Here is a 25,901-nt window from a genome sequence, read left to right as displayed (position 1 = left end):
CAAAAAATGCTCAAAAATGCACCCTAATCAAATCTTAATTAAAGTGCAAATATAGTATAATTATTTAAATTGCAACTCAAATTCTACTATATTTAAACATATATGTATAAAAAATTAACATTTTAACGTATAATTATACAATATTCTTGCAATTTTAATTAAAATTATACGATATTACTCATTGGTGGATGCCTAATACCGGTTAGTCTAATTAGTCCATAGTCTAATTAGATTAATAGAGAAAAGAATTAGTAACTCAAAAACTAACAACTAACAACTGACAACTAACAACTTTTTTTATATCTTTGCCCCACTAAAACTCACTAAGTTGAATAGCAATACAGATTATCAATGGCACACACTACCTTCTGGTTTGAGGGTGGTGTACAGATATTCCCCCTCTAATGTTACCTATTGCGGTTTTGTGGTTGATGCCGCAACACGCGATGAACAGCAAGGTAAGGAGGGACTTGCTCACTATGTTGAGCATATGCTCTTTAAGGGAACTCACAAGCGTAAGGCTATGAGCATATTAAACTGTATGGAGCATGTGGGAGGAGAGATTAATGCCTTTACAAGCAAAGAGGAGACGGTAATATATACCGTAAGTCTTGAGCCAGATTTTAAGCGTGCCGTTTCGCTTATGGCAGATATTATTCAAAACTCCACAATGCCCGAAGTGGAGAGCATTAAAGAGAAAGAGGTTATTGTTGATGAGATAAACTCATACCTCGACAACCCTGCCGAACTTATCTTTGATGAATTTGAGAACTATCTCTTTAATGGTCACGCATTAGGTCATAACATATTAGGCGATGAGGCTTCACTCTCAAATATTACCCCAGCCGATGGAATAACCTTTATGCAAAACTTTTATACTCAAACAAATATGGTATTCTTCTTTTCGGGGAAAACCGATTTTAAACGAGTAATAAAAACAGTTCAGAGTGCAACCGAAGGGATACGCACAAACAGAGTTGAGTTTGTACGGGAGAGCCCCACACAATTAATACGCTTTGATAAGCACGAGGAGTGCAATAACTATCAATCTCACGCCATAATTGGCGGAGGGTGTTGCTCTTTGTTTGATACCAATAGATTTCCTCTCTTCCTCTTAAACAATATTGTTGGAGGTCCCGGAATGAATAGCCTTTTGAATGTTGCCCTACGCGAGAAGCGAGGATATGTTTATAACGTGGAGGCAAATGTAACCAACTATATCGATACAGGACTCTTTACAATATACTTTGGAACAGACCGCAAGAATGTAAATCGTTGTTTCACTATAATACGTAAGGAGTTGAACAAGTTGAAACAGCGTGAACTCTCCTCTCTACGCCTAAACGATGCCAAGCGTCAATATATAGGGCAGTTGACAATAGGAAGGGAGATAAGAGAGAATTTGGCTGTGGCATCAGGTAAATCTCTGTTACGATACAACCGATGCTCAACACTTGCCGAGACCATTCAAAAGATTGAATCGGTAACAGCAAAACAGATAATAGAGTGTGCAAACCAAATATATGATGATGCAAACCTCTCAACACTTGTGTTGAGTTAAGGATTTTGTAATTAATCCAATTGGAAAACTAAGAACGTTGAGCGAGAGCAAGTTCAACAAACAGGTGTTTGTTTACTAACTCTAACAACTACCCCGTAGGGGCGGCTAAGCCGAAAACTAACAACTAACAACTAAATATGAAACTACCTGCCGACTTTATAACACGAATGAGACCTCTGTTGGGCGAAGATTTTGACCGCTTTGCTGAGGCGTTGAGTGCATCGCAACCAGTATCAATAAGGGTAAATCCGCTTAAGTGTAGCCGAGTGCCAGTAGATGCTGAACGAGTGGGGTGGAGTAGTAATGGTTACTACCTGAAACAACGCCCATCGTTTACTTTTGATCCGCTCTTTCATTCAGGGTGTTATTATGTTCAGGAGGCATCATCAATGTTTGTTGAGCAACTCTTAAAGAGGTTTGTTGATAAACCGGTACGTTTGCTCGACCTTTGTGCTGCTCCGGGAGGTAAAACAACACTATCTCTTGCAACGCTGCCACAAGGCAGTATTGTGGTTGCAAATGAGTATGTAACGCAACGGGCAAGAGTACTTGCCGAGAATGTTACAAAGTGGGGTTATTCAAATGCGATTGTTACCAATAACACCCCTGCCGACTATGGTAAATTACACCACACCTTTGATGTTATAGTTGTTGATGCACCCTGCTCGGGCGAGGGAATGTTTCGCAAAGATGAGGAGGCAGTGGCGCAGTGGAGTATAGACAATGTAAGCCTTTGTGTAGAGAGGCAAAAATCTATTCTCTCTGATGTTTGGTCTGCCCTAAAACCAGGAGGAGTAATAATATATAGCACCTGTACATTCAACTTGGAGGAGAATGAAGAGATGGCTCAATTTATGGTTGATGAGTTTGGAGCAGAGCCTATGGAGGAGGTTGAGTTGGATGAGAGTTGGGGAGTAACACGAGCATTAAAAGGTAGTGTGCCTTTCTATCGTTTTATGCCACACAAAGCAGTGGGCGAGGGATTTACTGTTACCGCTATGCAAAAACCCGAAGGGGATTACCGCCCTTTGAAAATGGGTAAAACAAAACTCAAAACCATACCCCTGCCGAACAATTTGAAACCACTATTAAAAGATAGTACAAAATTTGAATACACCCTCCTAAAAGATGCAGTTGTGGCCCTCTCGCCAGAGTGTAAAGATATGCTCCTCTTGATGGATAAGTTTAATATCTTCCATTGTGGAATATCGGTTGCAGTAACCGATAAGGGAAAAGATTATATACCCCACCACGCACTATCGCAATCGGTTGAACTAAATATGGCGGAGGTCTCTAAAATTGAGGTCGATTACAAAGAGGCAATCTCATATCTCCGCCGTGAGGCTATGGCACTTACCGAGCAACAGCGAGGTATTGCACTTGTTACATATAATGGTTGCCCATTAGGGTGGGCTAAGTGCGTAGGCAACAGAGCCAACAATCTATACCCTCAAGAGTGGAGAATAAGAAACCAAATGCCCGATAATTATGCTCAAATATCACTTATTGGCTAGTGCAGATTTACGCCTATTTAATTAACTATTTAAACTATTATTTTATAGTAGAAGAATTGAATAGGAGATTTATACTTTTTATTCATTAAAATAGCCCTTATTCTTTTGCCAAAAAGAATATAAATGTTATATTTGCGAATATAATACTTAATTAGTAAAGAGTAGTGGATTTTATTTTTATTGCTCCAATTAGGCTAACAACTAACAACTACCCCGTAGGGGCGGCTTTAGTCGACAACTAACAACTGAAATTATGATAGTTTGTGCAATTAAAGATTTAGAGAGATATGTTTCGTTAAACAAAAACTTTGCAAAGGTTGTGGAGTTTTTGAAAAACAACGATATAGAGAGTTTGCCACTTGGGAGAAACGATGTGGACGGTGATGAAGTATTTATATCGATGCAAGAGTTTGATGGTAAAACTCGAGACGTTGCAAAACTTGAAACACACATAAAGTACATCGATATTCAGATGCCATTCTCAACCACCGAGAGTTTGGGGTGGAGAAGTGTAGATAATCTTACCGCTCCTTCGCAACTATATAACGAGGCGGATGATATTGCTTTCTTTGATGATGAGGCAACTTCGTATATTACGCTTCATCCAAGTGAGTGTGTGGTGTTCTTCCCCGAAGATGCTCACGCTCCAGGTATTGCAAAGGGAGTGCTTCGTAAAGCCGTTATAAAAGTGAAAATATAAACCAATAACATACAGCGTTATGGAACTCGACATAGTAAAAAAAGATGCGTGGTTAGAGCCTTTTGCTCAAATAATTGAGGGACGCCACAACCGAGTATTAAATAAAATTAAAGAACTTACAGGAGGTAAATCAACCTTGTCTGATTTTGCAAGTGGTTATCTCTACTTTGGTTTACACAGAACAAAAAATGGCGGATGGGTTTTGCGTGAGTGGGCACCAAACGCTAAAGATATATATATCATAGGCGACTTCTCAGAATGGAAAGAGTTGGAGAAGTACCGTCTTAAAAACTTAGGTAATGGTGTGTGGGAGGTTAAACTTAAAAAAGATGACCTTCACCATTTAGATATTTATAAACTATCGGTACATTGGAACGGTGGTAAAGGCGAGCGTATCCCTGCTTGGGCAACACGTGTGGTGCAAGATGAAAAGACTTATATCTTCTCAGCACAAGTTTGGTCGCCCGAAGTGCCTTACACCTTCTCAAAGAAAAAGTTTACTCCCAAATCGGATAACCTTCTTATTTATGAGTGCCATATTGGTATGGCTCAAGATCAAGAGAGGGTAGGAACATACAATGAGTTCCGAGAGAAAGTTCTGCCCCGTGTTGCAGCATTGGGATATAATGCTATACAGATAATGGCAATACAGGAGCATCCTTATTATGGTTCGTTTGGTTATCATGTATCGAGTTTCTTTGCGGCATCGTCACGCTTTGGTACTCCCGATGAGTTGAAAGCATTGATTGATGAGGCTCACAAGTTGGGTATTGCAGTTATTATGGATATTGTTCACTCTCACGCTGTTAAAAACGAGTTAGAGGGATTAGGTAGATACGATGGCTCGTACAATCAATTCTTCTATGAGGGTGACCGCAGAGAGCATCCAGCATGGGATTCACTCTGTTTTGACTATGGAAAGAATGAGGTTATCCACTTCCTATTGTCAAACTGCAAATATTGGATGGAGGAGTATAAATTTGATGGATTCCGTTTTGACGGTGTAACATCTATGCTATACTACGATCATGGCTTGGGCAAAGCATTTGGTAGTTATAACGACTACTACGATGGCGGACAAGATGATAATGCACTAACATATCTGACTCTTGCTAACCTTCTTATCCACGAGGTTAACCCAAAAGCAATTACTATTGCTGAGGAGATGAGCGGTATGCCGGGATTGGCTCTATCGTTTGAAAAGGGAGGTATGGGATTTGACTACCGTATGGCTATGGGAATTCCTGACTACTGGATTAAGATGATTAAGGAGAAACGCGATGAAGATTGGTCACCCTCAGGAATATATTGGGAGTTGACAAATCGCAGAGCCGATGAAAAAACTGTAAGTTATGCCGAGAGTCACGACCAAGCTTTGGTGGGCGACAAGACAATCATATTCCGTCTAATTGACGACCAGATGTATTGGCATATGAGCAAAGGCGATGACAATATGGTTGTTGAGCGTGGTGTTGCTCTTCATAAGATGATACGCCTTGTAACGTTGGCAACAAACGGAGGTGCTTATCTAAACTTTATGGGTAACGAGTTTGGTCACCCGGAGTGGATCGACTTCCCACGTCAAGGAAACAACTGGTCGTACAAATATGCCCGCCGTCAATGGGATTTGGTAGATAGAGAGGATTTGAAATATTGTTACCTCAACGAGTTCGACAAACAGATGATTGAGACAATAAAGAGTGTTACAAAATTCTCAACTGCTCCAATTGTTAAGATTTGGGATAACAACGATGACCAAGTGTTGGCATTTATGCGTAAAGATTTATTGTTTGTCTTTAACTTTAGCCCTGTAAACTCATACTCTGACTATGGTATGATAGTACCACGAGGCAGTTATATAACCGAGATTACAACTGATGATGCTGAGTTTGGAGGCTTCAACCGAATAGATAAATCGATAGAGCATTTCACTCTACCTGATCCCTTGTATAAGAAGTATCGTAAAGAGTGGTTAAAACTATACTTACCAGCACGAACAGCACAAGTTTTACGAATTGTTAAGAATAAAAAGACAAAATAGAAGACAAACACAACAGAAGGCAGGTTCTTTATAGAGCTTGCCTTACGTTTTTAATAAGAAAGAATATTACAACAGATGAAAAGTTATGAAAAGTTGAAGGGATTAACCCTTTCTCAAGTAGAGGAGAGTAGAAAAAAATATGGGAATAACATTATAACTCCATCAAAGAGAGTATCGATGTGGCGTCTGTTCTTTGAAAAATTTGATGATCCTATTATTAAGATATTGATACTTGCGGCTGTGGTGTCGTTTGGTATATCAATAGTTGAGGGAGGATTTGAAGAGCCTATTGGTATATTGATAGCCATAATTCTTGCAACAGGAATATCGTTCTACTTTGAACGTGACGCAAATAAAAAGTTTGAGGCACTTACTCAGGTTAACGATGAGTTGCCTGTAAAGGTTATTCGCGAAGGAAAGATTATTGAGGTGCCAAAACGCGATATTGTAGTAGGCGATGTTGTTATGATTGAGACAGGCGATGAGATTCCAGCCGATGGTACTCTTGTTGAGGCGGTGTCGTTACAAGTTGATGAATCTACCCTTACAGGAGAGCCTATGATTGACAAAACCACAGATGAAGAGGATTTTGATAAAGAGGCTACCTATCCGTCAAATGCTGTGATGCGAGGAACTACCGTACTCGATGGTCGCGGAACATTTATTGTTGAGAAGGTAGGAGATGCAACTCAATATGGACAGGTGGCTAAAAATGCTACAAAAGAGAGTGAAGAGGAGACTCCTCTAAACAAACAACTTGATAGTCTCGCTTCGCTTATCAGTGGTATTGCAGTGGTATTGGGATTGGCAACATTCTTTATAATGATATATAAGGAGTTGTCGGTATTGGATGATGCTTATTTTACCCCTGCCCAAGAGGTTACTCTTATAAGCGTAATACTGTTTGCCTTAGTGGCAATGATGAAAGTGTTAATACCTTCTGTTGCAAAAACACTGTCGGTGTTTAAGGTTAATACTCAAAAGATGAGTGCCATTGCCAAGAAGAGTTGGTGGGTATTTCTGTCTTGCGGAGCAGGAGTGGCAGTAATAAGTTTCTTTATTGGTAGCCTTTTTGTAGGATTTACCTCTCCTCTAAGCCCTGAGGCGTGGGTAAGTACATTGGTGTTGAAACATATTATTGATGCCTTTATGGTGGCTGTTACCCTTATTGTGGTTGTAGTGCCTGAAGGTTTGCCAATGAGTATCACTTTGAGTCTTGCTCTCAATATGCGAAGAATGTTAAAAACCAACAACTTGGTGCGTAAGATACACGCTTCGGAGACTATGGGAGCAGCAACAGTTATATGTACCGATAAAACAGGAACTCTTACTCAAAACAAGATGCGTGTTGAGTTCTTGCATCTCTTTACAACCGAAAGCAATGTGTTGGATGATACCGAGAACTCAAAGATATTTACCGAGTCGATAGCAGCAAATACAACCGCTCAAATAGGTTACAATGCCGAAGGGAAAGAGAGTGTGTTGGGTAATCCTACCGAAGGAGCGTTGCTTAACTTCTTAAAGAGTCACTCAATAGATTATGCTCCCTTGCGTGAAAAGGCAACACTTGTAAAACAACTAACATTTACAACTCAACGCAAATATATGGCAACACTTGTTACCTCAGCAGTAACAGGTAAGCGAACACTATATATGAAGGGTGCTCCTGAGATAATAATGTCGCACTCAAAGAGCGTGATAACTGCCGATGGTGAGCAACCTATGAGCAAGGTAAAACCCGAGATAGATGAGCACCTTATCTCGTTCCAAAGCAAGGCTATGCGTACTTTGGCATTTGCTATGGTAGAGGTTGCCGATAATGATAATCGTGACTTAGAGGAGATAATTGCAACAGATAAGGTTAAGTTTATGGGATTTGTTGCAATCTCGGACCCTGTGCGTGATGATGTTCCGGCAGCGGTTAAGCGTTGCTTAGATGCGGGTGTTGGTGTTAAGATTGTTACAGGCGATACCTTTGCAACTGCAAAAGAGATTGGCAGACAAATTGGAATTTGGACCGAAGCAGATACCGAAGAGAATATAATTGGCGGTGTTGATTTTGCTGCACTATCGGATGAGGAGGCTTTTGAACGTGCTCAAAAACTTAAGATAATGTGCCGAGCAAGACCAACCGACAAACAACGATTGGTATCGCTATTGCAAAAGGCAGGAGAGGTGGTTGCAGTTACCGGTGACGGAACAAACGATGCTCCGGCTCTAAATCAGGCACACGTAGGTTTGTCAATGGGTACAGGAACTGCTGTGGCAAAAGAGGCGAGTGATATTACTCTGTTAGATGACTCCTTTGCAAGTATTGCTATGGCTGTTATGTGGGGACGTTCACTATACCGAAACATACAACGTTTCTTAATGTTCCAATTAACCATAAACATTGTGGCTCTTGTTGTGGTATTTGCAGGAGTATTCTTTACTCAAGAACCACCACTGACAGTTATGCAAATGTTGTGGGTAAATATAATTATGGACACCTTTGCTGCTTTGGCATTTGCCTCAATTAAACCCGAAGAGAACGTAATGCAAGAGCCTCCACGCAAGAACAGCGACTTTATTATTCGTAGCGATATGTTCAAGCAGATGATGATAACTTCATTTATGATTGTTGCTGTGTTACTTGCACTCTTTGTAACTCCTATTGAGGGATTTGTGGTTGGTACAAAATCGTTCTCATCACTCTTCTTTACATCGTTTGTGATGATGCAATTTGCAAATATGTTTATTGTGCGAGGTTATAAGTATCGCAAAACAAAAGGAGAGTCGGTGAAGAGTTTGTACACACCGGCATTCCTCGCTGTTGCATTGATGATTCTTGTAGGTCAGATAGCAATTGTTCAGTTTGGTGGCGAAGCCTTCAGAGTTGAACCTTTGAACTTTGTAACTTGGGGAGTGATATGCGGGGTGTCGTTCCTTATTATATTTGCTGACCTCATATTTAAACTGATTAGAAAATAGTATCATTCCATATACTTATTAAAGGCGGTATATTATATAAATTCATACAGAGTTGCGAGTTAGCGAAAGCAGAGTGGTATTTATTCAAACTATGCTGAGTGTAAGCAACTTCGATAAACTTCAAACCTTAAGAGGCTGAGCCAAAATTTTCATTTTGACACAGCCTCTTTATGTGCGGTTACTCAAAAAACTTTGTCTAAAATGTGAATAATTGTTTTTTATGTAATAAATTTGCAAAAAAATTACGCAAGCAATATTAAAACAAAAATATACCATGAATTTAAAGAAGATTTTACCCATATTCCTATCAATGTTTATCTGCTTCACAGTGGCTGCACAAGAGGTTGATGATGATAAAATTGAGAAGTTGATTGAGGAGATTGAGGATTTACGTGAGGAACTTGATGACCTAAAAGAGAAGGTTAAAGAGGATGCCGCTAAGATTGATACCCTTAAGGTAAAAGAGGAGACAAAGAGCAATGAGGCAACTGAGGGAGAGAAGAAGAAAAAGGGCGATGGTAAAGTAATACTGCTATCGTTTGTAAATTTCAACTGCACATCAACTGCTGGAGATACTAAGGTTGGTTTTGGTCTTGGTCGTACCTATATGGGTTATGAGTATAAGTTCAATAATGGCATAAGAATAAAGGCTGTTATTGATTTTGGAAAACCTTCGGCTATTGAAGATTACAACTACTTGGCATATATCAAAAATGCCTTTGTTGGTTGGACTCGCAAAGGCTTTACCATAAACGGAGGTATGATTCAAACAACACAATCAGCACTGCAAGAGAAGTTGTGGGCAAAGAGATATATCATGATGGTATTCCACGACCAGTATAAGTTTGGTAGTAGTGCCGATTTGGGATTCTCAATGGAGTATAAATTTGCCGATTGGGTAAAGGGTGATTTCATGATGGTAAATGGAGAGGGATATAAGAAGTTCCAAAAGAACAAAGGTTTGTTGTATGGTTTGGGATTTACATTTAACCCGACAGAGGAGTTATACATCCGTCTATATGCCGACCTTAACAACTCTGGACTTTCTGGCGAAAGCAACATTTACGGATATTCGGCATTGGCTGCTTACAAGTCAGATAAGTTTACACTATCGGGCGAGTTCAATATGATGCAAAATTATAAGAACGCAAAAGGGAATAACAAACTTGGTTGCTCAGTTTTTGGTAGTGCAAAGGCTCATAAATTAATAAACGTGTATGCTCGTTACGACTTCATCACATCAAATGACAAGTGGGACATCAATAACGACAAACAGATGATTATGGCAGGATTTGAGCTTATCCCATGCAAATATGTAAAACTATCGCCCAACTTCCGTATGGAGATACCTCGAGCAGGAGCTCCCTATAACTATATGGGTTATCTAAGTTGTTATTTTGGACTATAATCCAACCTGCTATATGAGCAAAGGAACTCTATATCTGATACCTGTAACGTTGGGAGATACCCCTGTGGATAAGGTACTCCCTTCGGCAAACAGAGAGGTGATAGCATCAATAAAACACTTTATTGTTGAGGATATTCGTTCGGCACGAAGATTCTTGAAAAAATCAAACCCTGATATTGTTATAGACGACCTTACATTCTACACCCTGAACGAACATACAAAAAGCGAGGATATAGGAGCCTACCTTAATGCCATAACCGAAGGTATGGACGTGGGGGTTATATCAGAGGCAGGCTGCCCTGCTATTGCCGATCCCGGAGCAGACGTTGTTGCCATTGCTCAGAAGCGAGGAGTAAAAGTAGTACCTTTGGTAGGACCATCATCAATACTGATGTCGTTGATGGCCTCAGGGTTTAACGGACAGAAGTTTACATTTAACGGATACCTGCCCATTGAGCAAAACGAAAGAGCCAAAACAATAAAACTTTTGGAGCAACGTGCTTACTCTGAAGATACTACACAGATATTCATTGAAGCCCCCTATCGCAATGCAAAACTTATTGCTGATTTGGTTAAGAGTTGCCGTCCGCAAACAAAACTCTGCATAGCATCAGCCATTACTTGCGATGGGGAGTTTATTGTTACAAAATCCATAAAAGAGTGGGGTAAATCTCTCCCCGAGATAGGCAAAATACCCGCTATATATCTTATCTACAAAGGGTAGTTTTTAATTATGCGAGTAAGCGAGAGTAAACCAAACTTGTTTGAGTTTTACCGAGCGTGAGCATAATCAAAGAACGATAGTTCTTTAATTAGGAATTAGTGCTGCACTTTGAGCTAATTATGAATTAGAAATTAGCGATGAGAAATTAATTACTCTTTACTCATTACTCTCTGCTAATTGCTCTCTAAAACTCATCAGGGCGAGTTTGTAAAAACTCCTCTTCGTTTCCTGCGTATGCCGATAATGATGAAGAAGTAGCTGATGGTGATGTGCCACTATTCATACCTGACTCTATATTGACAATTGAGTCATCATCAAGATTTTGAAAACGAGCATAATCTTTTTTAAACTTAAACCATACACTACCTGTTGCACCATTACGGTGTTTTGCAATAATCAACTCTGCCAATCCTTGTGTTGATCTGCCGTCGGAGTCTGTCAATAAGCCATAGTATTCGGGACGGTGAATAAAGCATACAATATCGGCATCTTGCTCAATAGCACCTGACTCACGAAGGTCAGATAGCTGAGGCCGCTTACCATCGCGGTTTTCACTCTGACGACTCAACTGAGACAATGCTATTATAGGAATGTTCAACTCTTTTGCTAATCCCTTTAGAGAACGAGATATGGCACTAACCTCTTGCTCGCGACTACCAACCTTTAATGCAGTTTTTTCATCTTTGCTGTTAAGAGTCATAAGTTGGAGGTAGTCAATTATAATCATACCAACGCCATGCTCTCTAACTAATCGGCGAGCCTTGCTGCGAAGTTCAAAAACCGATAGGTTGGCAGTCTCATCAACATATATGGGAGCATCCTGAAGGTCTTTGATCTTTGTCTGTAACTGAGTCATTTCGTGGTCATCTAACCTACCGCTACGAAGTTTCTCTCCCTTTATCTCACAGGTGTTTACAATTAAACGGTTTACCAATTGAACGTTTGCCATCTCTAACGAGAACAGAGCAACACCTATTCCGTAATTTACAGCCATATTTTTAGCCATTGACAGCGAGAATGCAGTCTTTCCCATAGCGGGGCGGGCAGCAATAATTATAAGGTCTGACCTTTGCCATCCCGATGTAACCTTGTCTAACTCATGAAATCCTGTTTGAAGTCCGCTTAATCCTGTTTTTCTGTTCATTGCTTGTTCCAATAGGTTCATAGCTTCAGTGATCACAGGGTTAATTTGTATGGCATCACGTTTTGTATTCTCTTGAGATAGTTTAAACAAATCGGCTTCGGTTTGCTCCATAAGGGCATCAATATCGTAAGTGTCGTCGTAGGCATTTGTCTGTATCTTTCCGGCATAAGCAATCAACTGACGAGCCATATATTTTTGAGCAACAATCTTTGCGTGAAACTCAATATTGGCAGCCGAACTCACCTTTGATGTGAGGTTATATATGGCATATTCGCCCCCAACTTCCTCAAGTTTACCCATATTGCGTAACTTCTCAATTACTGTAAGCATATCAACAGGCAGCGACTTTTGAGTGAGAGTCACAATAGCCTCGTATATGCTCTTGTGGGCAGGTTTGTAGAAACTGTCGGGTTGCAAAATATCACACACCTCTGAAAAGGCGTCTTTCTCTAACATTAATGCTCCCAATATAGCCTCTTCAAGTTCTATTGCTTGAGGTTGAAGTCTTCCCATTGCTGCAATAGCAGTGTCGGTGTTACGTGACGATTTATATCTGTTTGATTGTTCTCGTGCCATAATTATATACTCTTTTTACTATTTGCAAAGTTAATTTAGTTATGCAATATTACAACTATTTTTCTTGTTTATCTTTTCAACAACTTTCACAGTTGTTATCAACAACGATTGCGTAAACGTTTAAAATAAAAATTTAAATATAACACAATTGAGAAGAGAACCCCAAAGTATAGACAAAAAACTTTAATAAAATTTTTCTCGCGCGTGCGTTGTTGTGTGTGATATTATTATTTTCTTTTTATTTCTTTTTCTTTTCTTTTATTTGCATCATTTTGCATTACAAAAGTATTGCATTTGCATTCTTCTTTTGATTTTCAAGGAGTTGCAATTGCTCTATTTTATTACTTATAAAACTTTTTCAGGAAATATAGAAAGCACAAAACTTCCATATCTGCCAAAGCAAAATAATATATAAAATTTCAGGTTATAGTGTTGGATTTATAAAATAATTACCCTGTATTAGGTAAAAAATATGTTTCTTATGCAGTAGATTTTGTAAATTGAAAAAAACGATATATAAAGAGAAACTCCCACCTTTGCAATATGGTTAAAGCAAAAGAGGTTATCCAAGTTGGATAACCTCTCTTTCTTGTGTCCGGAATGAGACTCGAACTCACACGGCCGAACGGCCACTACCCCCTCAAAGTAGCGTGTCTACCAATTTCACCATCCGGACATCATCTATTAAAAAACTCTTGCCTCTGCAAGAGTTGTTGAGCGAAAAACGGGACTCGAACCCGCGACCCTAACCTTGGCAAGGTTATGCTCTACCAACTGAGCTATTTTCGCATTTGCGATGCAAAGATAGTGAAAGGTGAGCGCAGAATCAAACTTGTTTGAATTATGCCGAACCGTATCCTATTTTCGCATTTACGATGCAAAGATATATCTTTTTTTTATACTTTGCAATACCCTTAGAAAATAATTAGGAATTAGAACTCAAATCTCCTTTGAGACTTTAATGTCCTAAACGACCTTAGACAACTAATAACTACTCCTCAAGAGTAATTGGTGAGTTCAGCATTTCGTAGAACTCTCTACGTTTTGCCTCATCGTCAAATTTACCGCTATATAGGCATGTTGTGGTAACAGCGTTCTGTTTTTGTACGCCACGCATCTGCATACACAAGTGTCGAGCCTCAACAACAACCATAACTCCGTTGTTAGGAACGTTTTCGTTAAAGGCCTCCAATATCTCTTGTGTCATTCGCTCTTGTAGTTGCAAACGGCGTGCAAACACCTCAACCAAACGAGCCAATTTGCTTAATCCTACAACCTTTTTATCGGGGATATAACCAATATGCACCTTTCCAAAGAATGGTAGCATGTGGTGTTCGCAAAGCGAATAGAATTCAATATCCTTAACAAGGATAATTCTCTCTTTGCCTCCATACTCCTCCTCAAACTGAGCAGATAGTTTGTCGGCAGCCGACTTTCCGTAACCCGATACAAGATATTGCATTGCTCGGGCAATTCTCTCGGGCGATTTTTTTAGTCCCTCTCTTTCGGGGTCTTCGCCTAAAAGTTCAATAATGGCTTTGTAATGCTCTGCTATTAACTGTTGTCTCTCCTCCGATGATAAGTTTTTCATAATTAAGAAATTGCTTGGTTACAATTCTAATACTTTTCGATAATAATATCCTTTACAATTCGCATGTCAAGAATTTCAGGGAACTGTTTTTTAAGTTCTCTCAACTTAACGGCAGCCTCTTCGTACGATATAAAGTTGCCTACTCTAACTCTCCAAAAGGGTGAGTTAAAGGTAACGTAAGTTGCCAATTCGGGATCCGACTCTTGTATTATTCTGGCACGTTCGTATGCTTGATCTTTTGCACGTTTCTGCATATTGTCTGAGAATACTTGTATTCGGTAGCCCGAAGTTAAACGGTCCTCAATGGCAGTTGTGTCGCGTTGCAAAAGCATATTAAACTCTATGGGTTGATTTACTATTACAACAGCACCATTTTGGGGTTGTTGTAACTTGTCAATAATAGAACCCTCTTTTGCCGATAGAGTGGATGCTACTGTCAAAAGTAAAGTTGTTATTATGAATGTTGCTTTTACCTTCATGCTCTTTTTTGTTTTAAGAGGGAGGGGGAGAGTATTAAGGTTATCCTTGACACTCAGCCCATCTCCCTGATTTATTTAGGTCTTATTATATAAACGTCTTATATTTTTATGACCTCTCTTAAGCAAAAGGGTTTAATTAAAATGCGTCAACTATACCCATGAATTGCTCAACGTCAAGCGATGCTCCACCAATCAAACCACCGTCAACGTCTTTGTTTGCGAACAACTCTTTTGCGTTAGAAGGTTTGCAACTTCCTCCGTAAAGAATACTTGTTGCTTCAGCAACCTCTTCGCCATATTTCTCAGCAACAGTTTTGCGGATGAATGCGTGCATCTCTTGTGCTTGCTCAGCAGTAGCAGTTTTACCTGTACCAATAGCCCAAACTGGCTCGTAAGCAAGAATAATTTTGCTCCAATCCTCAGCAGTTAGGTTGAAAAGAGACTCCTCGATTTGTGCTTTAACAACCTCAAACTCTTTGCCTGCCTCACGCTCCTCAAGAACCTCTCCAATACAGAAGATAACTTTAAGGTTGTTAGCCAACGCCAAAAGAACTTTCTCTTTAAGAATCTCAGCAGTCTCTCCGTAGTAAGCACGGCGCTCAGAGTGACCAAGGATAACATACTCAGCACCAGTTGAAGCAACCATAGCTGCTGAAACCTCACCTGTGTAAGCACCTGAAACTTTGTCAGCGCAGTTCTCTGCTGATACACCTAATTTTTTAGTATCAACAGTTGCTGCAATAGTTGCCAAGTGAATGAAAGGAGTACCTATGATAACATCGCAATTAGGAGTACGCTCGTTCAAAGCTGCTTCAACTCCTTTTGCCAACTCTACACCCTCTTGAAGTGTTTTGTTCATTTTCCAGTTTCCTGCTACAATGTTTTTTCTCATCGTTTTAAAATTTTTAGGTTTATAATTAGTATTATCTGAATCTTCAGTATTGTCAGTAGTTAAGTTTTCTTGTTCTGTTTCGCACGTAGTTTTGCTGTTTGCGCTCTTCAGTGCAAACAACTTACGGCGTCTAACCCTTGCCTTCTCAACAAAGTGAGCCACCGCTTTCTGGCACAAATATAAGAATATTAAAGGTAATATGTATATTGTTGCCAAAATAATATAACGTTGATTTGCGTTATACTCCTCAATTTTTCCGAGTGGAGTCTTCTCAATATCAGTATTATAGTGGGTAATATCAATTAAATCACGAGCAGCATATTTCCAATATAAAATACCATCTTTTATCATTGCAATAGCGGGATTACCCCTTGCTATGGTCTCAATAACGGTTTCATCCATAGTGTAGCAGGGGAGTGATATGCCCATTTCGTTCATACGTTCCGAGAACTCATTGGCATCAGGTGTGAGTACAAAAAAGTTATAAGAATGCTCAAAAGCATAGTCGTATAAACTCAATATCTTGTCATCCCAACTATTATCGTAGTTCTTAACCGATGGAACTAATACCATAAATGAGTAGTTCTCATCCATTAAAATATCTTCGCTAATATCGGTATCGTTATCGTAGATATAAAAATCGAGAGTCTCGTTCATCTTTGCACCTTCGGGCAGGCGTTCAATTCTGTCAACAAATCGCCAGAGAGTGTCATTCATGGGAATATTATCAATAGTAAACTCTCTCTCTTGGCCATCCTTTTCGTAGATAAAAATGTACTCTGGTTGAATATCGCCTTGTTGCATTGCCTCTCTGATGTTAGTTCCACTCTTATAGGGACGGAAGTCAAGGATGGGTTGGTACATATACGACACTACCGATATTGATAACAGAAATAGTGCCGAAAAGAGTGTTGGTACCGAACGCATCTGCTTAGCATACAATGCAATTGCTTTGTGGTTATATAGTAGCAAAAATATTGACGCTGCGGTAAGTACAAGATTCTTATAAAAAGTTTGCCAATTACTTAACACAACCGCTTCTCCAAAACAACCGCAATCGTGAACAGGGTTTTCAATAGCAAGATATAGGGTTAGCGGAGTCATTACAAGCATAGTAATGAGGGCAAGGGTGGGTGCAAGTTTTCTGTAACTGCCAAACAGAATAGCAAAACCAAGAATAAACTCAAATAGTGATAGAGCAACTGCCGAAGTTAGCGAAAAAGTAGCAACAAAATCGCTACCCAAAGGTGACGAGGGTGACAGAAAATCAATGCCAAGAGCAACAAAATACTCTTTAAGTTTTATTGCCACTCCAACAGGATCTACCCCCTTAACAAAGCCCGAAAATAAAAAAGTAAGTCCCACAACAATACGGCAAAGTATTACTATGGGCTTAATTATTTTTGGAGTTTTTTGAGAGTTATTCGCCATACTCTAACTTAATAAGTGCAAAAATAGAGTAGTTAATCATATCCATATAGTTGGCATCAACACCTTCCGAAACAAGGGTCTTACCTTCGTTATCCTCAATCTGTTTAGTTCTGTTGAGTTTGGTAAGAATAATATCAGTGTACGATGAAATTCTCATGCTACGCCAAGCCTCACCATAGTCGTGATTTTTAGCCAGCATCAAAGTAGTGGTCTCGGTAAGATATTTATCGTACAACTCAATAGCCTTTTCAGCAGAGATGTCCTCTTTGTCAGAGTGACCCAACTCTAACTGAATAAGAGCGATAATTCCATAGTTTACAATGGCAATATATCCTGAACGAATATCCTCATCAACCAACGCTTCGCCACAAATCTCAACACTGCGAATTCGTTTTGCTTTAATAAAAATTTGGTCGGTAATAGATGTGGGACGCATAATACGCCACGATGCTCCGTAATCTTTAAGTTTCTTAACAAAGAGTTCTCTACAAACCGAAGTAATATGATTAAATTGTTCTACTGTATTTGCCATTGACCTTTAGTCTTTAGTTTTTAGTTGTTAGTTTTTAGTTGTTAGTTTTCGGCTACGACAAAGTCCTCCGTAGCACAAGACTAATTTAGTTACAAAGATAGTGCAAATCCGTGAGAAAAATGCAATAGCATCAAACATAAATTGACTCTATTTAGAGTCATTCTCTTCAAATGCGCTGCCAAAACCCTCAATTAACGAAGGCAGACGTTTGCCAAACTCCTCGATAGTGTTTCCAAACTCCTCAATACCATGTTTAAGAATCATACCATTGTAACGGCCTATTGCTCTATCTATGGCACTCTTCTCCTCTTGAGTGTATGTGTCATAATTCTCTTCATACTCCTTGAGAAGTTTGTTGTACTCCTCTTGCGATAGATTCCAATCCTCCTGACTCCACTCCTCGTGGTTTGTTTCAATATCACTTACGCACTCCTCAAACCTATTAGTCAAAGGTGCAGTACAAGATGCAATAAATAAGAGAAGTGATATTCCAATAAAAAATTTCATATTATCTCTTTCGTTTAAACTCTTTAAACTCTCTATGACCTTTAAATTCTAAACTCTACTCTTCATCACTATCAGAACAGCACTTCAATTCTAAAGTACCAAGATAGTCATCCCAATCCATATCAATCTCAGAGTAGATAGTGATAGGCAATAACTCAAACGATGCTAAAGCCTCGTTAAGCATCTCTCCAAAAGCACCGGTGTGGCGACTGTAAAACACCCAGATACGTTTACCCCCACCAGTATATACACCGGTAAGAATAGCAAGTTTATTTTTCTCGGCACCCGAGCGAAGAGCATCACCAACACTCTCCATCAACTTAGCCTCCTCATCGGTAGGCATCCCATCACCGTTGTAACTCCAAGTAACCTCAATCCTGTTTTTAAACTTTCCGCTAACTCTAAAAGCCTCAATGTTATCTCTTCCGCTAATAATAATTGTTTTACCGGCTTCATCCTCAGCCAAAGCAGTAAACCATACATCAGTAAGTTTCATATAAATTAGAAATTAACATCTTGTACGAATAAATTAAAATCCCCCTCCCTACGAATAGAGAGGGGAAGTATATAGATTTTCGGTCAATTACTCAACAAAGTCAATCTCATCAATAATGTTCATGGCTCCAGCAAACTTCTCTATGATAAGCATAACATAGCGAATATCAACCGAGATGGTACGTTGCATATTAGGCTCAAAAATAATATCGCCACTCATAGCCTCCCAGTTACCGTCAAACGCCAAACCAATCAACTCTCCATTACCATTGATAAGCGGACTGCCTGAGTTACCGCCTGTAATATCGTTTGAAGATATAATGTTTACAATCATACGACCATCCTCTTCGGCGTAGCGACCATAATCCTTATTCAACCAAATCTCTTTAAGTTTTGCAGGAACCTCAAACTCATAGTTGGTGCTGTCCTCTTTCTCAAATATCCCCTCCATTGTGGTAAAGAAGTTATACGAAACAGCATCGGCAGGTTTGTAAGGTTGTACCTGACCGGCAGAGAGACGGATAGTGAAGTTGGCATCGGGATAAACAGGAGTACCCTCACGCATCTTCAACAAACCTTCAATATAAACCTGCTTAGCCAAAGTCAAATCCTTGTTGTATGCTTTAGTAGCAAAAGCAAGGTTGCGAATCTTCTCTCTAACCGAGTTAGCATATTTAAGCATAAGGTCGTTTTTCAACACCTTAACCGAAGGTTTCTCCATAAACTTATTGAACTTAGCGGAGTCGGCAAAAACCGATTTATCAAAACAATCATCAATAAATTTATCAGTATCACCCTTGTATTTCTTGTCAATGAAAGCAAACACATCGGGACGCTCCTCTGCCGAGAACATCGAGATATATTTCTTAATCATAGCCTTAGCAACTTGACGATCAACCTCAGGATCGTAATCCTTATTGTTGAACTTAGCATAAGCCTCTTTGTAAGCCTTAATCTCTTTATCAATAGCCTCTTTATCTTTGCTCTCTATCGCTTTGATAAGAGCATCGGCACTTGGAACCTTTGAGAACTCAACAGCAGTAGATAAACCTTCGGTCATCATTTGACGTTGATACTTAATAGGATAAAGATTACGCAAAGCAGTAATCATATTATCAAGAGCCTCAGCATATTGAGGCATATTGTTAGCATATGCCCAATCGCGATACTCCTTCTCAGCCTTCAACTTGCTATCAATAACCGAAAGTTTCTTAACGCCACGATTCATACCAATAGCGTTTTTCCAGTAGTTACTTGAACTTGCATATTTTGAAGCATACTGAATACGCACCTTATCATCGGCTTGCATCAACTTATCCAATACCTCAAGGCGAACACCACGCATCTCAATACGAGCAGCATTAACAATATCGCGGTAGTGGATAATCTCCTCAGAAATATCGTAGCGGTTAGTAGTACCAGGGAAACCAATAGTCATAGAGTAGTCGCCTTGCTCAACACCCTTAAGCGAGATAGGCAAGTGATGTTTAGGTTTCATAGGAATGTTGTCTGCACTATACTCAGCAGCCTTGCCATCCTTATCGGTATAAACGCGGAAGAGTGAGAAGTCGCCAGTGTGACGAGGCCACATCCAGTTGTCAGTATCGTAACCAAACTTACCAATAGAAGAGGGAGGAGTACCCACCATTCTCACATCCTTATAAACAGTTTGGTAGAACATAAAGAACTTGTTACCACCGTAGAAAGGCTTGATAACAACCTCAACAAAAGGATTCTCTTTAATAAACTCCTCACCAGCCAAACGCTTACTCATCTTGTTCAAGAACATAAGGTCATAAGCCTTCATAGGGTCACCAGCCTCTTCAACAGCAACCTTAATAGAGTCAGTAACATCAACAATACGGTCAATGAAACGCACCTCCAAACCGGGAGTAGGTAACTCCTCGCTTTTAGAGTAAGCCCAAAAACCATCAGTCAAGTAGTCGTGATCAACCGAACTATGTTGTTGAATCCAAGAGTAACCGCAGTGGTGGTTAGTAAGAATCAAACCCTCATCCGAGATAACCTCACCAGTACAACCCTTGCCAAACACAACGATAGCATCTTTAAGCGAAACCTCATCGGGCGAATATATATCATCAACCTCCAATTTCAACCCCAACTTCTTTAACGACTCACTATTTTGTTGCTTTAAAAAAGGCAACAACCACATACCCTCATCAGCCACCATTATAGCGGGGCTTAAAACTGCCAAAGCAGTAACAAATAAAAATCTTTTAAGCATAATATATTTTAAGTTTCAGTTTTTATTAAATCGTATTACAATGCAATATTACAAAAAAATATTAACACTAAAAAATGCAAATTCTTAAATATTTGTATTATAGGTAAATATAACATTTTTCTGAATTAAACTAACAAACTCCAGATTAAGAGAGAGCAGAGTTAAGTTTACTAAAACTATGCCGAGCGAGAGTGTGTTAGAGAAACAAAAGTTTCTCAACTAACAACTAAAAACTAACAACTCCCCCTTTTCATCACTTCATATAAATTTACCAGTTATCGCTCTCATATTAGTATTTTCTTTGCAGTGTAAAAACACCACAATAGTGTGGTAAAATACTAATTAATTATTTTATTTTATGAAAAACTTTTATGAAAACGACGAGACTCTGCCCGAATCATCACGCGGAGTAATCGTGAAGAGACTTATCAAACATTTCCCCGACAGAAATTTTGATAGTGATGATGAGTTGTTTGAGGTACTTGCAAGTTATGATGCTGACCTTGATGAACGATTTGAGAAGTTGCGTAACGACCAAACTAAACTTGCCCGAATCTTTACATCAAACCCCAAAATGGCTGGCTTTATCTCAACAGTAATTGAGGGAGAAGATCCTCTAATTGCTTGTGTTCGCTACTTTGGTGGCGACGTGTTGGAGTGTGCTTATGATGAAAATCGTTTAATGCAACTTCGTAAAGAGAACGATGCCTACTTGGATCGTATGCAAACTTATGCTAAAACCGAGAAGGAGATTGAGGAGAACTGGAAAGTGAGCGCAAAATCTATTGAACGCTTTAAAGAGGCTAAAGGTATGACAGATGAGGAGTTCGATATGTTTATCGAAAAGGTTTGTCACCTATGCGAGCATGTATTTATGTGTGACTTCTCTTTTGAAGTTCTTGATACTCTCTTCAAAGGTGTTAACTACGACACTGACGTAGATCTTGCAGAACAGACAGGTGAGGTAAAGGGGCGCAATCAACGAATAATCTTTAGTAAAGATAAATCTGATGCAGCCACCTCTCAATCGTTAAGAACCGACACCTCTGCCGATCTCACCCCCATGTTTGGTTTGCGTCGCAGAAAGAGTGTCTGGGACATGTAAAAAATGAGGAATTAGGAATGGGAATTAATTACTAATTCATAATTGGAGCGTAGCTACGTACTAATTCCTAATTGTTTTGGCTTATGCCAAAACGAAATCACATCGCAAAAAACAAAATTCAGTAACATTTAAAATTAAACACGAATTATGAAAAAGATTTTTGAGTTTATTAAAAACAATCAAGTTTGGGTGCTTTTAGCACTAATTGCAATTACAGTAATAGTAGCGTTTTTGTCTGCCGATTCATCGTGCATATTGGCAGCGGTAATACCAACAGCAAGTGCAGGTAAAATTGTTTCGGGCGAACCCTTAACACGTTCTCTTGCAACTCGCCACAGTGATGGTCTTATTAAAAATGCCATAGATGAGCGTATTACAAAGATTCGTCCGATGTCAACTCCTATTGACCAACTTTCGCGTTGGGCAGGTGCCCGTAAAGCCGACTCTATGGTGGTCGATTACTACTCAGTTGATATTAAACCAACAAAAGCCACTTTGAGTGTTGCGTATACCGAGCCAACTGCATCGGCAGTAACAAGTGCTGCACAAAAGGTAACAATTACCACAAGCAACAACGATATCTTTGAGGTGTCTGAAACTTTGCTTGTTCAAGGTGTAAAGGGTTACGAGGCTGACGGAGTAACACAATCTAAATCAGATTTGGTTCTCTATATCACAAGTAAAGAGGAGAACGGAAACCTTAATGTCTATGCAATTAATGGTAAAAAGATTGGCTCAATAGAGGGATGTGTCCCTTCAATTCCTGCATCAACAACTCTTATCAGAATGGGACGTGCAGCAACTGAGTTGGATGTTCAAACTGCACAATTTGAGGCCTTGCCTGTTAAGGAGCAAAATAACTGTCAAATATTTAAAATTCAGGTTGAGCAATCAACTTTCCAAAAAATTGCGGCAAAGAATGTTCCTTGGGATTTCAGTGACTCTGAGGAGGCTGCTATCTACGATATGCGTTTGGGTATGGAAAAGACCTTTATGTTTGGTGTGAAGAATACTCTTTACGACTCTCGTAAAAAAGAGAATGTAATGCTTACAGGAGGTATCTGGTGGCAAGCAGGAAAAGAGTATGAGTTTGATCCCTCAAAGGAACTTACTCAAAACGACCTTATTGATATGATGAAAGAGGCGTTTACAGGTAACGGTGGTAACAAACGCAAAGTGCTTATTGGTGGCAGCGACTTTATTGGCAGAATAAATAAACTTGATGTTACCAAAGTGGTAAGTTCTGAGGATGAGTTTGTAAAATGGGGTATCGACTTCTCTGAGATTCGCTCTAAGTTTGGTAAGTTCTATATCTTGTATTCTGAGGTATTTGATGATTGCGGTATGAGCGATTACGGATTTGCTTTTGACCCTGAGTTTATAACTCGTTGGGCTCATGTTCCTTTTGGTCATCAGAAACTTGACCTTAAGAAAGCAGGTATTCGCAACACCGATGCAGTGGTTATGACCGAAGCAAGTTGTTTAACACTTCGCTACCCTGCTGCTCATATGCGTATTGTACCTAAAAAAGGATAATTTTTTTGCTTAGATAGTTGTCGGGGAAACCTGACAACTATCACAATATATAAACATAAAAAATAGATATAGTTATGAAACGATATAAAACAAACCGAGGAAACCTTAGTTCCTTAATAAGGGTAGAAGATAAGAGTGTGAGAATAAAGTTTGTGGCATCTAATACAGGAGAGGGTTACTTTGAGACTAATGACCCTGTGCTACAAAAGGCAATTGAAGAGGATGTCGATTATGGCATAAAATTTTTTGCTGAGAGTTCTCAACAAGAAGAGGCGAATGAGATTGTTTCTAATGTAATAGTTGTTGATACTATAACCACTTGGCAAGAGGCTCGTAAATATCTGCAAGAGGCACCCTTCAATGTGCCTACAAAGGAGATGACTTCGCCCAAAAAGATAAAAGAGGTTGCCCAACGTTTTAATTTACTATTTAAAAATTTAGAGTAGGAGTGTTATGTTGTATAGTAAAGAACTTCTCATTGAGTTAATTAAGATAAATATGGAAGAGGGTTTCTCGGGTGGTGATGTTGAGAGGGTTGGAGGTGTAGGTGTAGAGTCGTATATTGAGAGTAAACTCCCCGAAGCAATAAATGCGGTATTTATGGCAGCACCAAATATCCTTTTGCCACAAACTGATGCTTCAAAAACTTTGATTCCGATAAAAAATCAAAATGGAAGTGGCGAAATAGTCTTACCTAAAGATGTGCTACGTATTACCCTTTTAAGGATGAAAGGTTGGGATAAGGCTGTTACAAGATTTGAGGATTCAAATAGCGTTACGGCAACGTTACAAAATAACCCATATACTATGGCTGGAAGAGCAAAACCAGTGGTTGTGCTATCGGTTAATCATAGTGGAGATAGAGTTATAAAATATTACTCCTTGCCCCCCGAAGTTCGTACACACGAAATTGCCGATGTCCTATACGTTAAGATTCCCGATTTATCAACGCCCATTGAGATACACGAGTTGTTATTGCCCTCAATAACATATCTCACAGCAGCGTTAGTATTCGAAATATTAGGGGATGCCGAACGCTCTGCAATAATGCGAACACATGTATCAGTAGGTTAAATATAATTATAAAATAAGATTATGAATAGTTCAATAGAAATAGATAAAACAAAATATTTTTTAGGTTATCACTATGGGGTAGGTGAGGTGCTATCCCTAAATATGGCTCCGCAACCAGGAATGTTCTTTATAAATGGGGAGACAAATTCTGTTTGGGTGTGGAATGCTTTGGATAGAGAGTGGATTGATACCAACCGAGTAGATAGCGGAATGAAAGGTATGCTTACCGATAAGAAGGGGAATTCTCCTGCCGATTTTGTGCCACAAGCTCAAGTTGGAGTAAAAGAGAGTTATTTTTATGTGGCAGAGTGTGATGATGTTGATGCAAATCCCAATGCAACCCCAAAAACAATTATATTTACTTATTTTAAGAATGGAGTAAACTCGGTCACTGTAAATATAAGAAAAACCTCTATTGTTACTTTGTTTTGGAATGGCGACTATTGGGAGGTGAAGGCTACTCCTTTTATTAATTTGAATTATAGTGTTTATGCAACCAAAACAGAGTTGAATAAATTAGATGTTTCAACGCAACAATTTACTATTTCAGAAAATATAACTGTAAATAAATTCTTTAAAGAGTTATATATTGTTTCTATAAAGGAAGATTTCGTTATTGATAAACTTTCTTTATTCTCAATCTCAAGAAGTGTCGTTCAAGAGAGTGGGGATTTAGTTTGGAGTGTAGTGTTTAACAGAGGGGGAGGGGTTCCGCCACTCTATTTTAGAACAACAAAAAATCCTGAACTTAATAGTGTTATTGAATTTGATTTATTTGAGACAGGCTTAGTTGCAAAATTGTATGCTGTTGTTGATTGGGACGCTATTGATGAGGGTGTAAAATTTAGTACAGGCTTGAATATCCCTCTTAGGTATTGGAATAATCTAAAATACTCGCCTTGTATAGATTCGTATATAAAAAATTATGGTAAAAGAATAGAGGAATTAGAAGAGGGTTTAGAGAAAGTAACTAATCCTGAAAATAAAACTTTTGGTTCTGATATTTTAGATGTAGTTGGATTTTATAATTTTCAAGGCAAGGAGATAGGTGATACTGCACCAACAGGAGTTACACCAACTTCTGCTAATCCTAAAAGAAGTGCAATTAAAGAGGTAAAGAAAGGTGATGTTTATGAATTGAAAAGTTATGTAACTTCTGCTGTACAAGGAGCATCATATACTTGGGTGTTAACCAATTCTGATAGAAAAATCATAAATAAACCAGAGGCACTCACTACTTTAGACCAGTTAAAAGGAGTAATGATCAATGTAGAGGAAGATGGATATTTATATTTATGTTGTAATGAAGAGTATTTAGATTATTTTTCTCTTACATTGTACTCTAAACAGTTAGAACTTAACTTAAGAATAGAGGA

Annotated in this window: 20 protein-coding genes and 2 tRNA genes; 12 read left to right on the top strand and 10 right to left on the bottom strand. The window is 39.0% G+C overall.

The genetic code is table 11. The features are described from left to right. Positions 1–328 precede the first annotated feature (328 nt). The 7 genes from IKK64_03505 (at position 329) to IKK64_03475 (ending at position 10,918) form a co-directional block, all read left to right on the top strand. Positions 329–1,561 carry an insulinase family protein gene (locus IKK64_03505; protein ID MBR4119125.1) on the top strand — a complete coding sequence of 411 codons (1,233 nt, stop codon included), beginning with the start codon at positions 329–331 and terminating at the stop codon, positions 1,559–1,561. 137 nt (positions 1,562–1,698) lie between these two features. Then, complete coding sequence (locus tag IKK64_03500; GenBank protein MBR4119124.1) at positions 1,699–3,075, top strand: rRNA cytosine-C5-methyltransferase; 1,377 nt, start codon at positions 1,699–1,701, stop codon at positions 3,073–3,075. Between the two features lie 253 nt (positions 3,076–3,328). Continuing rightward, positions 3,329–3,775, top strand: a complete 447-nt coding sequence (locus IKK64_03495; protein MBR4119123.1) for a YhcH/YjgK/YiaL family protein — start codon at positions 3,329–3,331, stop codon at positions 3,773–3,775. A gap of 19 nt (positions 3,776–3,794) precedes the next feature. Further along, complete coding sequence (locus tag IKK64_03490; protein ID MBR4119122.1) at positions 3,795–5,816, top strand: alpha amylase C-terminal domain-containing protein; 2,022 nt, start codon at positions 3,795–3,797, stop codon at positions 5,814–5,816. Between the two features lie 75 nt (positions 5,817–5,891). Continuing rightward, positions 5,892–8,786 (top strand): cation-translocating P-type ATPase, encoded by a 2,895-nt coding sequence (locus IKK64_03485; protein MBR4119121.1) that lies wholly within the window; start codon positions 5,892–5,894, stop codon positions 8,784–8,786. A gap of 274 nt (positions 8,787–9,060) precedes the next feature. Next, on the top strand, positions 9,061–10,194 hold the full coding sequence (locus tag IKK64_03480) for a hypothetical protein (GenBank protein ID MBR4119120.1): 1,134 nt from the start codon (positions 9,061–9,063) through the stop codon (positions 10,192–10,194). A 13-nt stretch (positions 10,195–10,207) separates the two neighbouring features. Further along, complete coding sequence (locus IKK64_03475) at positions 10,208–10,918, top strand: SAM-dependent methyltransferase (protein MBR4119119.1); 711 nt, start codon at positions 10,208–10,210, stop codon at positions 10,916–10,918. A gap of 184 nt (positions 10,919–11,102) precedes the next feature. Here IKK64_03475 and dnaB read toward each other — a convergent pair whose 3' ends face one another. From dnaB to IKK64_03425, 10 genes are all read right to left on the bottom strand, one after another. After that, entirely contained in the window at positions 11,103–12,638 is a 1,536-nt protein-coding gene (gene dnaB, locus IKK64_03470) for a replicative DNA helicase (protein ID MBR4119118.1), read from the bottom strand. 592 nt (positions 12,639–13,230) lie between these two features. After that, positions 13,231–13,314, bottom strand: a tRNA-Leu gene (locus tag IKK64_03465). Between the two features lie 40 nt (positions 13,315–13,354). Then, a tRNA-Gly gene (locus tag IKK64_03460) sits at positions 13,355–13,427 on the bottom strand. A 202-nt stretch (positions 13,428–13,629) separates the two neighbouring features. Continuing rightward, the gene (gene folE, locus IKK64_03455; protein ID MBR4119117.1) at positions 13,630–14,229 is read right to left on the bottom strand and encodes a GTP cyclohydrolase I FolE; all 600 of its coding nucleotides are present in this window, start codon (positions 14,227–14,229) and stop codon (positions 13,630–13,632) included. 26 nt (positions 14,230–14,255) lie between these two features. After that, positions 14,256–14,708: an SPOR domain-containing protein gene (locus IKK64_03450; protein ID MBR4119116.1), complete on the bottom strand. Its 453-nt coding sequence runs from the start codon at positions 14,706–14,708 to the stop codon at positions 14,256–14,258. Positions 14,709–14,844: 136 nt separating this feature from the next. Continuing rightward, a complete protein-coding gene (locus tag IKK64_03445; protein ID MBR4119115.1) occupies positions 14,845–17,031 on the bottom strand; it encodes a triose-phosphate isomerase in 2,187 nt (728 codons plus the stop codon). Next, positions 17,021–17,563: a DUF1599 domain-containing protein gene (locus IKK64_03440; protein ID MBR4119114.1), complete on the bottom strand. Its 543-nt coding sequence runs from the start codon at positions 17,561–17,563 to the stop codon at positions 17,021–17,023. The genes IKK64_03445 and IKK64_03440 overlap by 11 nt, the downstream gene beginning before the upstream one ends. A 147-nt stretch (positions 17,564–17,710) precedes the next feature. Continuing rightward, complete coding sequence (locus IKK64_03435) at positions 17,711–18,070, bottom strand: hypothetical protein (GenBank protein ID MBR4119113.1); 360 nt, start codon at positions 18,068–18,070, stop codon at positions 17,711–17,713. Between the two features lie 55 nt (positions 18,071–18,125). Beyond that, the gene (locus tag IKK64_03430) at positions 18,126–18,566 is read right to left on the bottom strand and encodes a DUF695 domain-containing protein (GenBank protein MBR4119112.1); all 441 of its coding nucleotides are present in this window, start codon (positions 18,564–18,566) and stop codon (positions 18,126–18,128) included. A gap of 87 nt (positions 18,567–18,653) precedes the next feature. Beyond that, entirely contained in the window at positions 18,654–20,810 is a 2,157-nt protein-coding gene (locus tag IKK64_03425; GenBank protein MBR4119111.1) for a S46 family peptidase, read from the bottom strand. A 358-nt stretch (positions 20,811–21,168) separates the two neighbouring features. On the opposite strand from IKK64_03425, the gene IKK64_03420 reads away from it, so the two are divergent. The 5 genes from IKK64_03420 to IKK64_03400 all read left to right on the top strand — a co-directional run. Then, positions 21,169–21,915 (top strand): hypothetical protein, encoded by a 747-nt coding sequence (locus IKK64_03420; protein ID MBR4119110.1) that lies wholly within the window; start codon positions 21,169–21,171, stop codon positions 21,913–21,915. Positions 21,916–22,062: 147 nt separating this feature from the next. Beyond that, positions 22,063–23,451: a hypothetical protein gene (locus IKK64_03415; GenBank protein MBR4119109.1), complete on the top strand. Its 1,389-nt coding sequence runs from the start codon at positions 22,063–22,065 to the stop codon at positions 23,449–23,451. Between the two features lie 74 nt (positions 23,452–23,525). Then, the gene (locus tag IKK64_03410) at positions 23,526–23,897 is read left to right on the top strand and encodes a hypothetical protein (protein ID MBR4119108.1); all 372 of its coding nucleotides are present in this window, start codon (positions 23,526–23,528) and stop codon (positions 23,895–23,897) included. A 52-nt stretch (positions 23,898–23,949) separates the two neighbouring features. Beyond that, the gene (locus IKK64_03405) at positions 23,950–24,525 is read left to right on the top strand and encodes a hypothetical protein (protein ID MBR4119107.1); all 576 of its coding nucleotides are present in this window, start codon (positions 23,950–23,952) and stop codon (positions 24,523–24,525) included. A 21-nt stretch (positions 24,526–24,546) separates the two neighbouring features. After that, positions 24,547–25,901 (top strand): hypothetical protein (locus tag IKK64_03400; GenBank protein MBR4119106.1); only part of this gene is annotated, 1,355 nt, incomplete at its 3' end.

Source organism: Bacteroidales bacterium (assembly GCA_017521245.1).
GTDB lineage: Bacteria > Bacteroidota > Bacteroidia > Bacteroidales > G3-4614 > Caccoplasma_A.
Note: the sequence above shows the minus strand (reverse complement) of the source record. Positions and strands in the feature narration are given on the sequence as shown.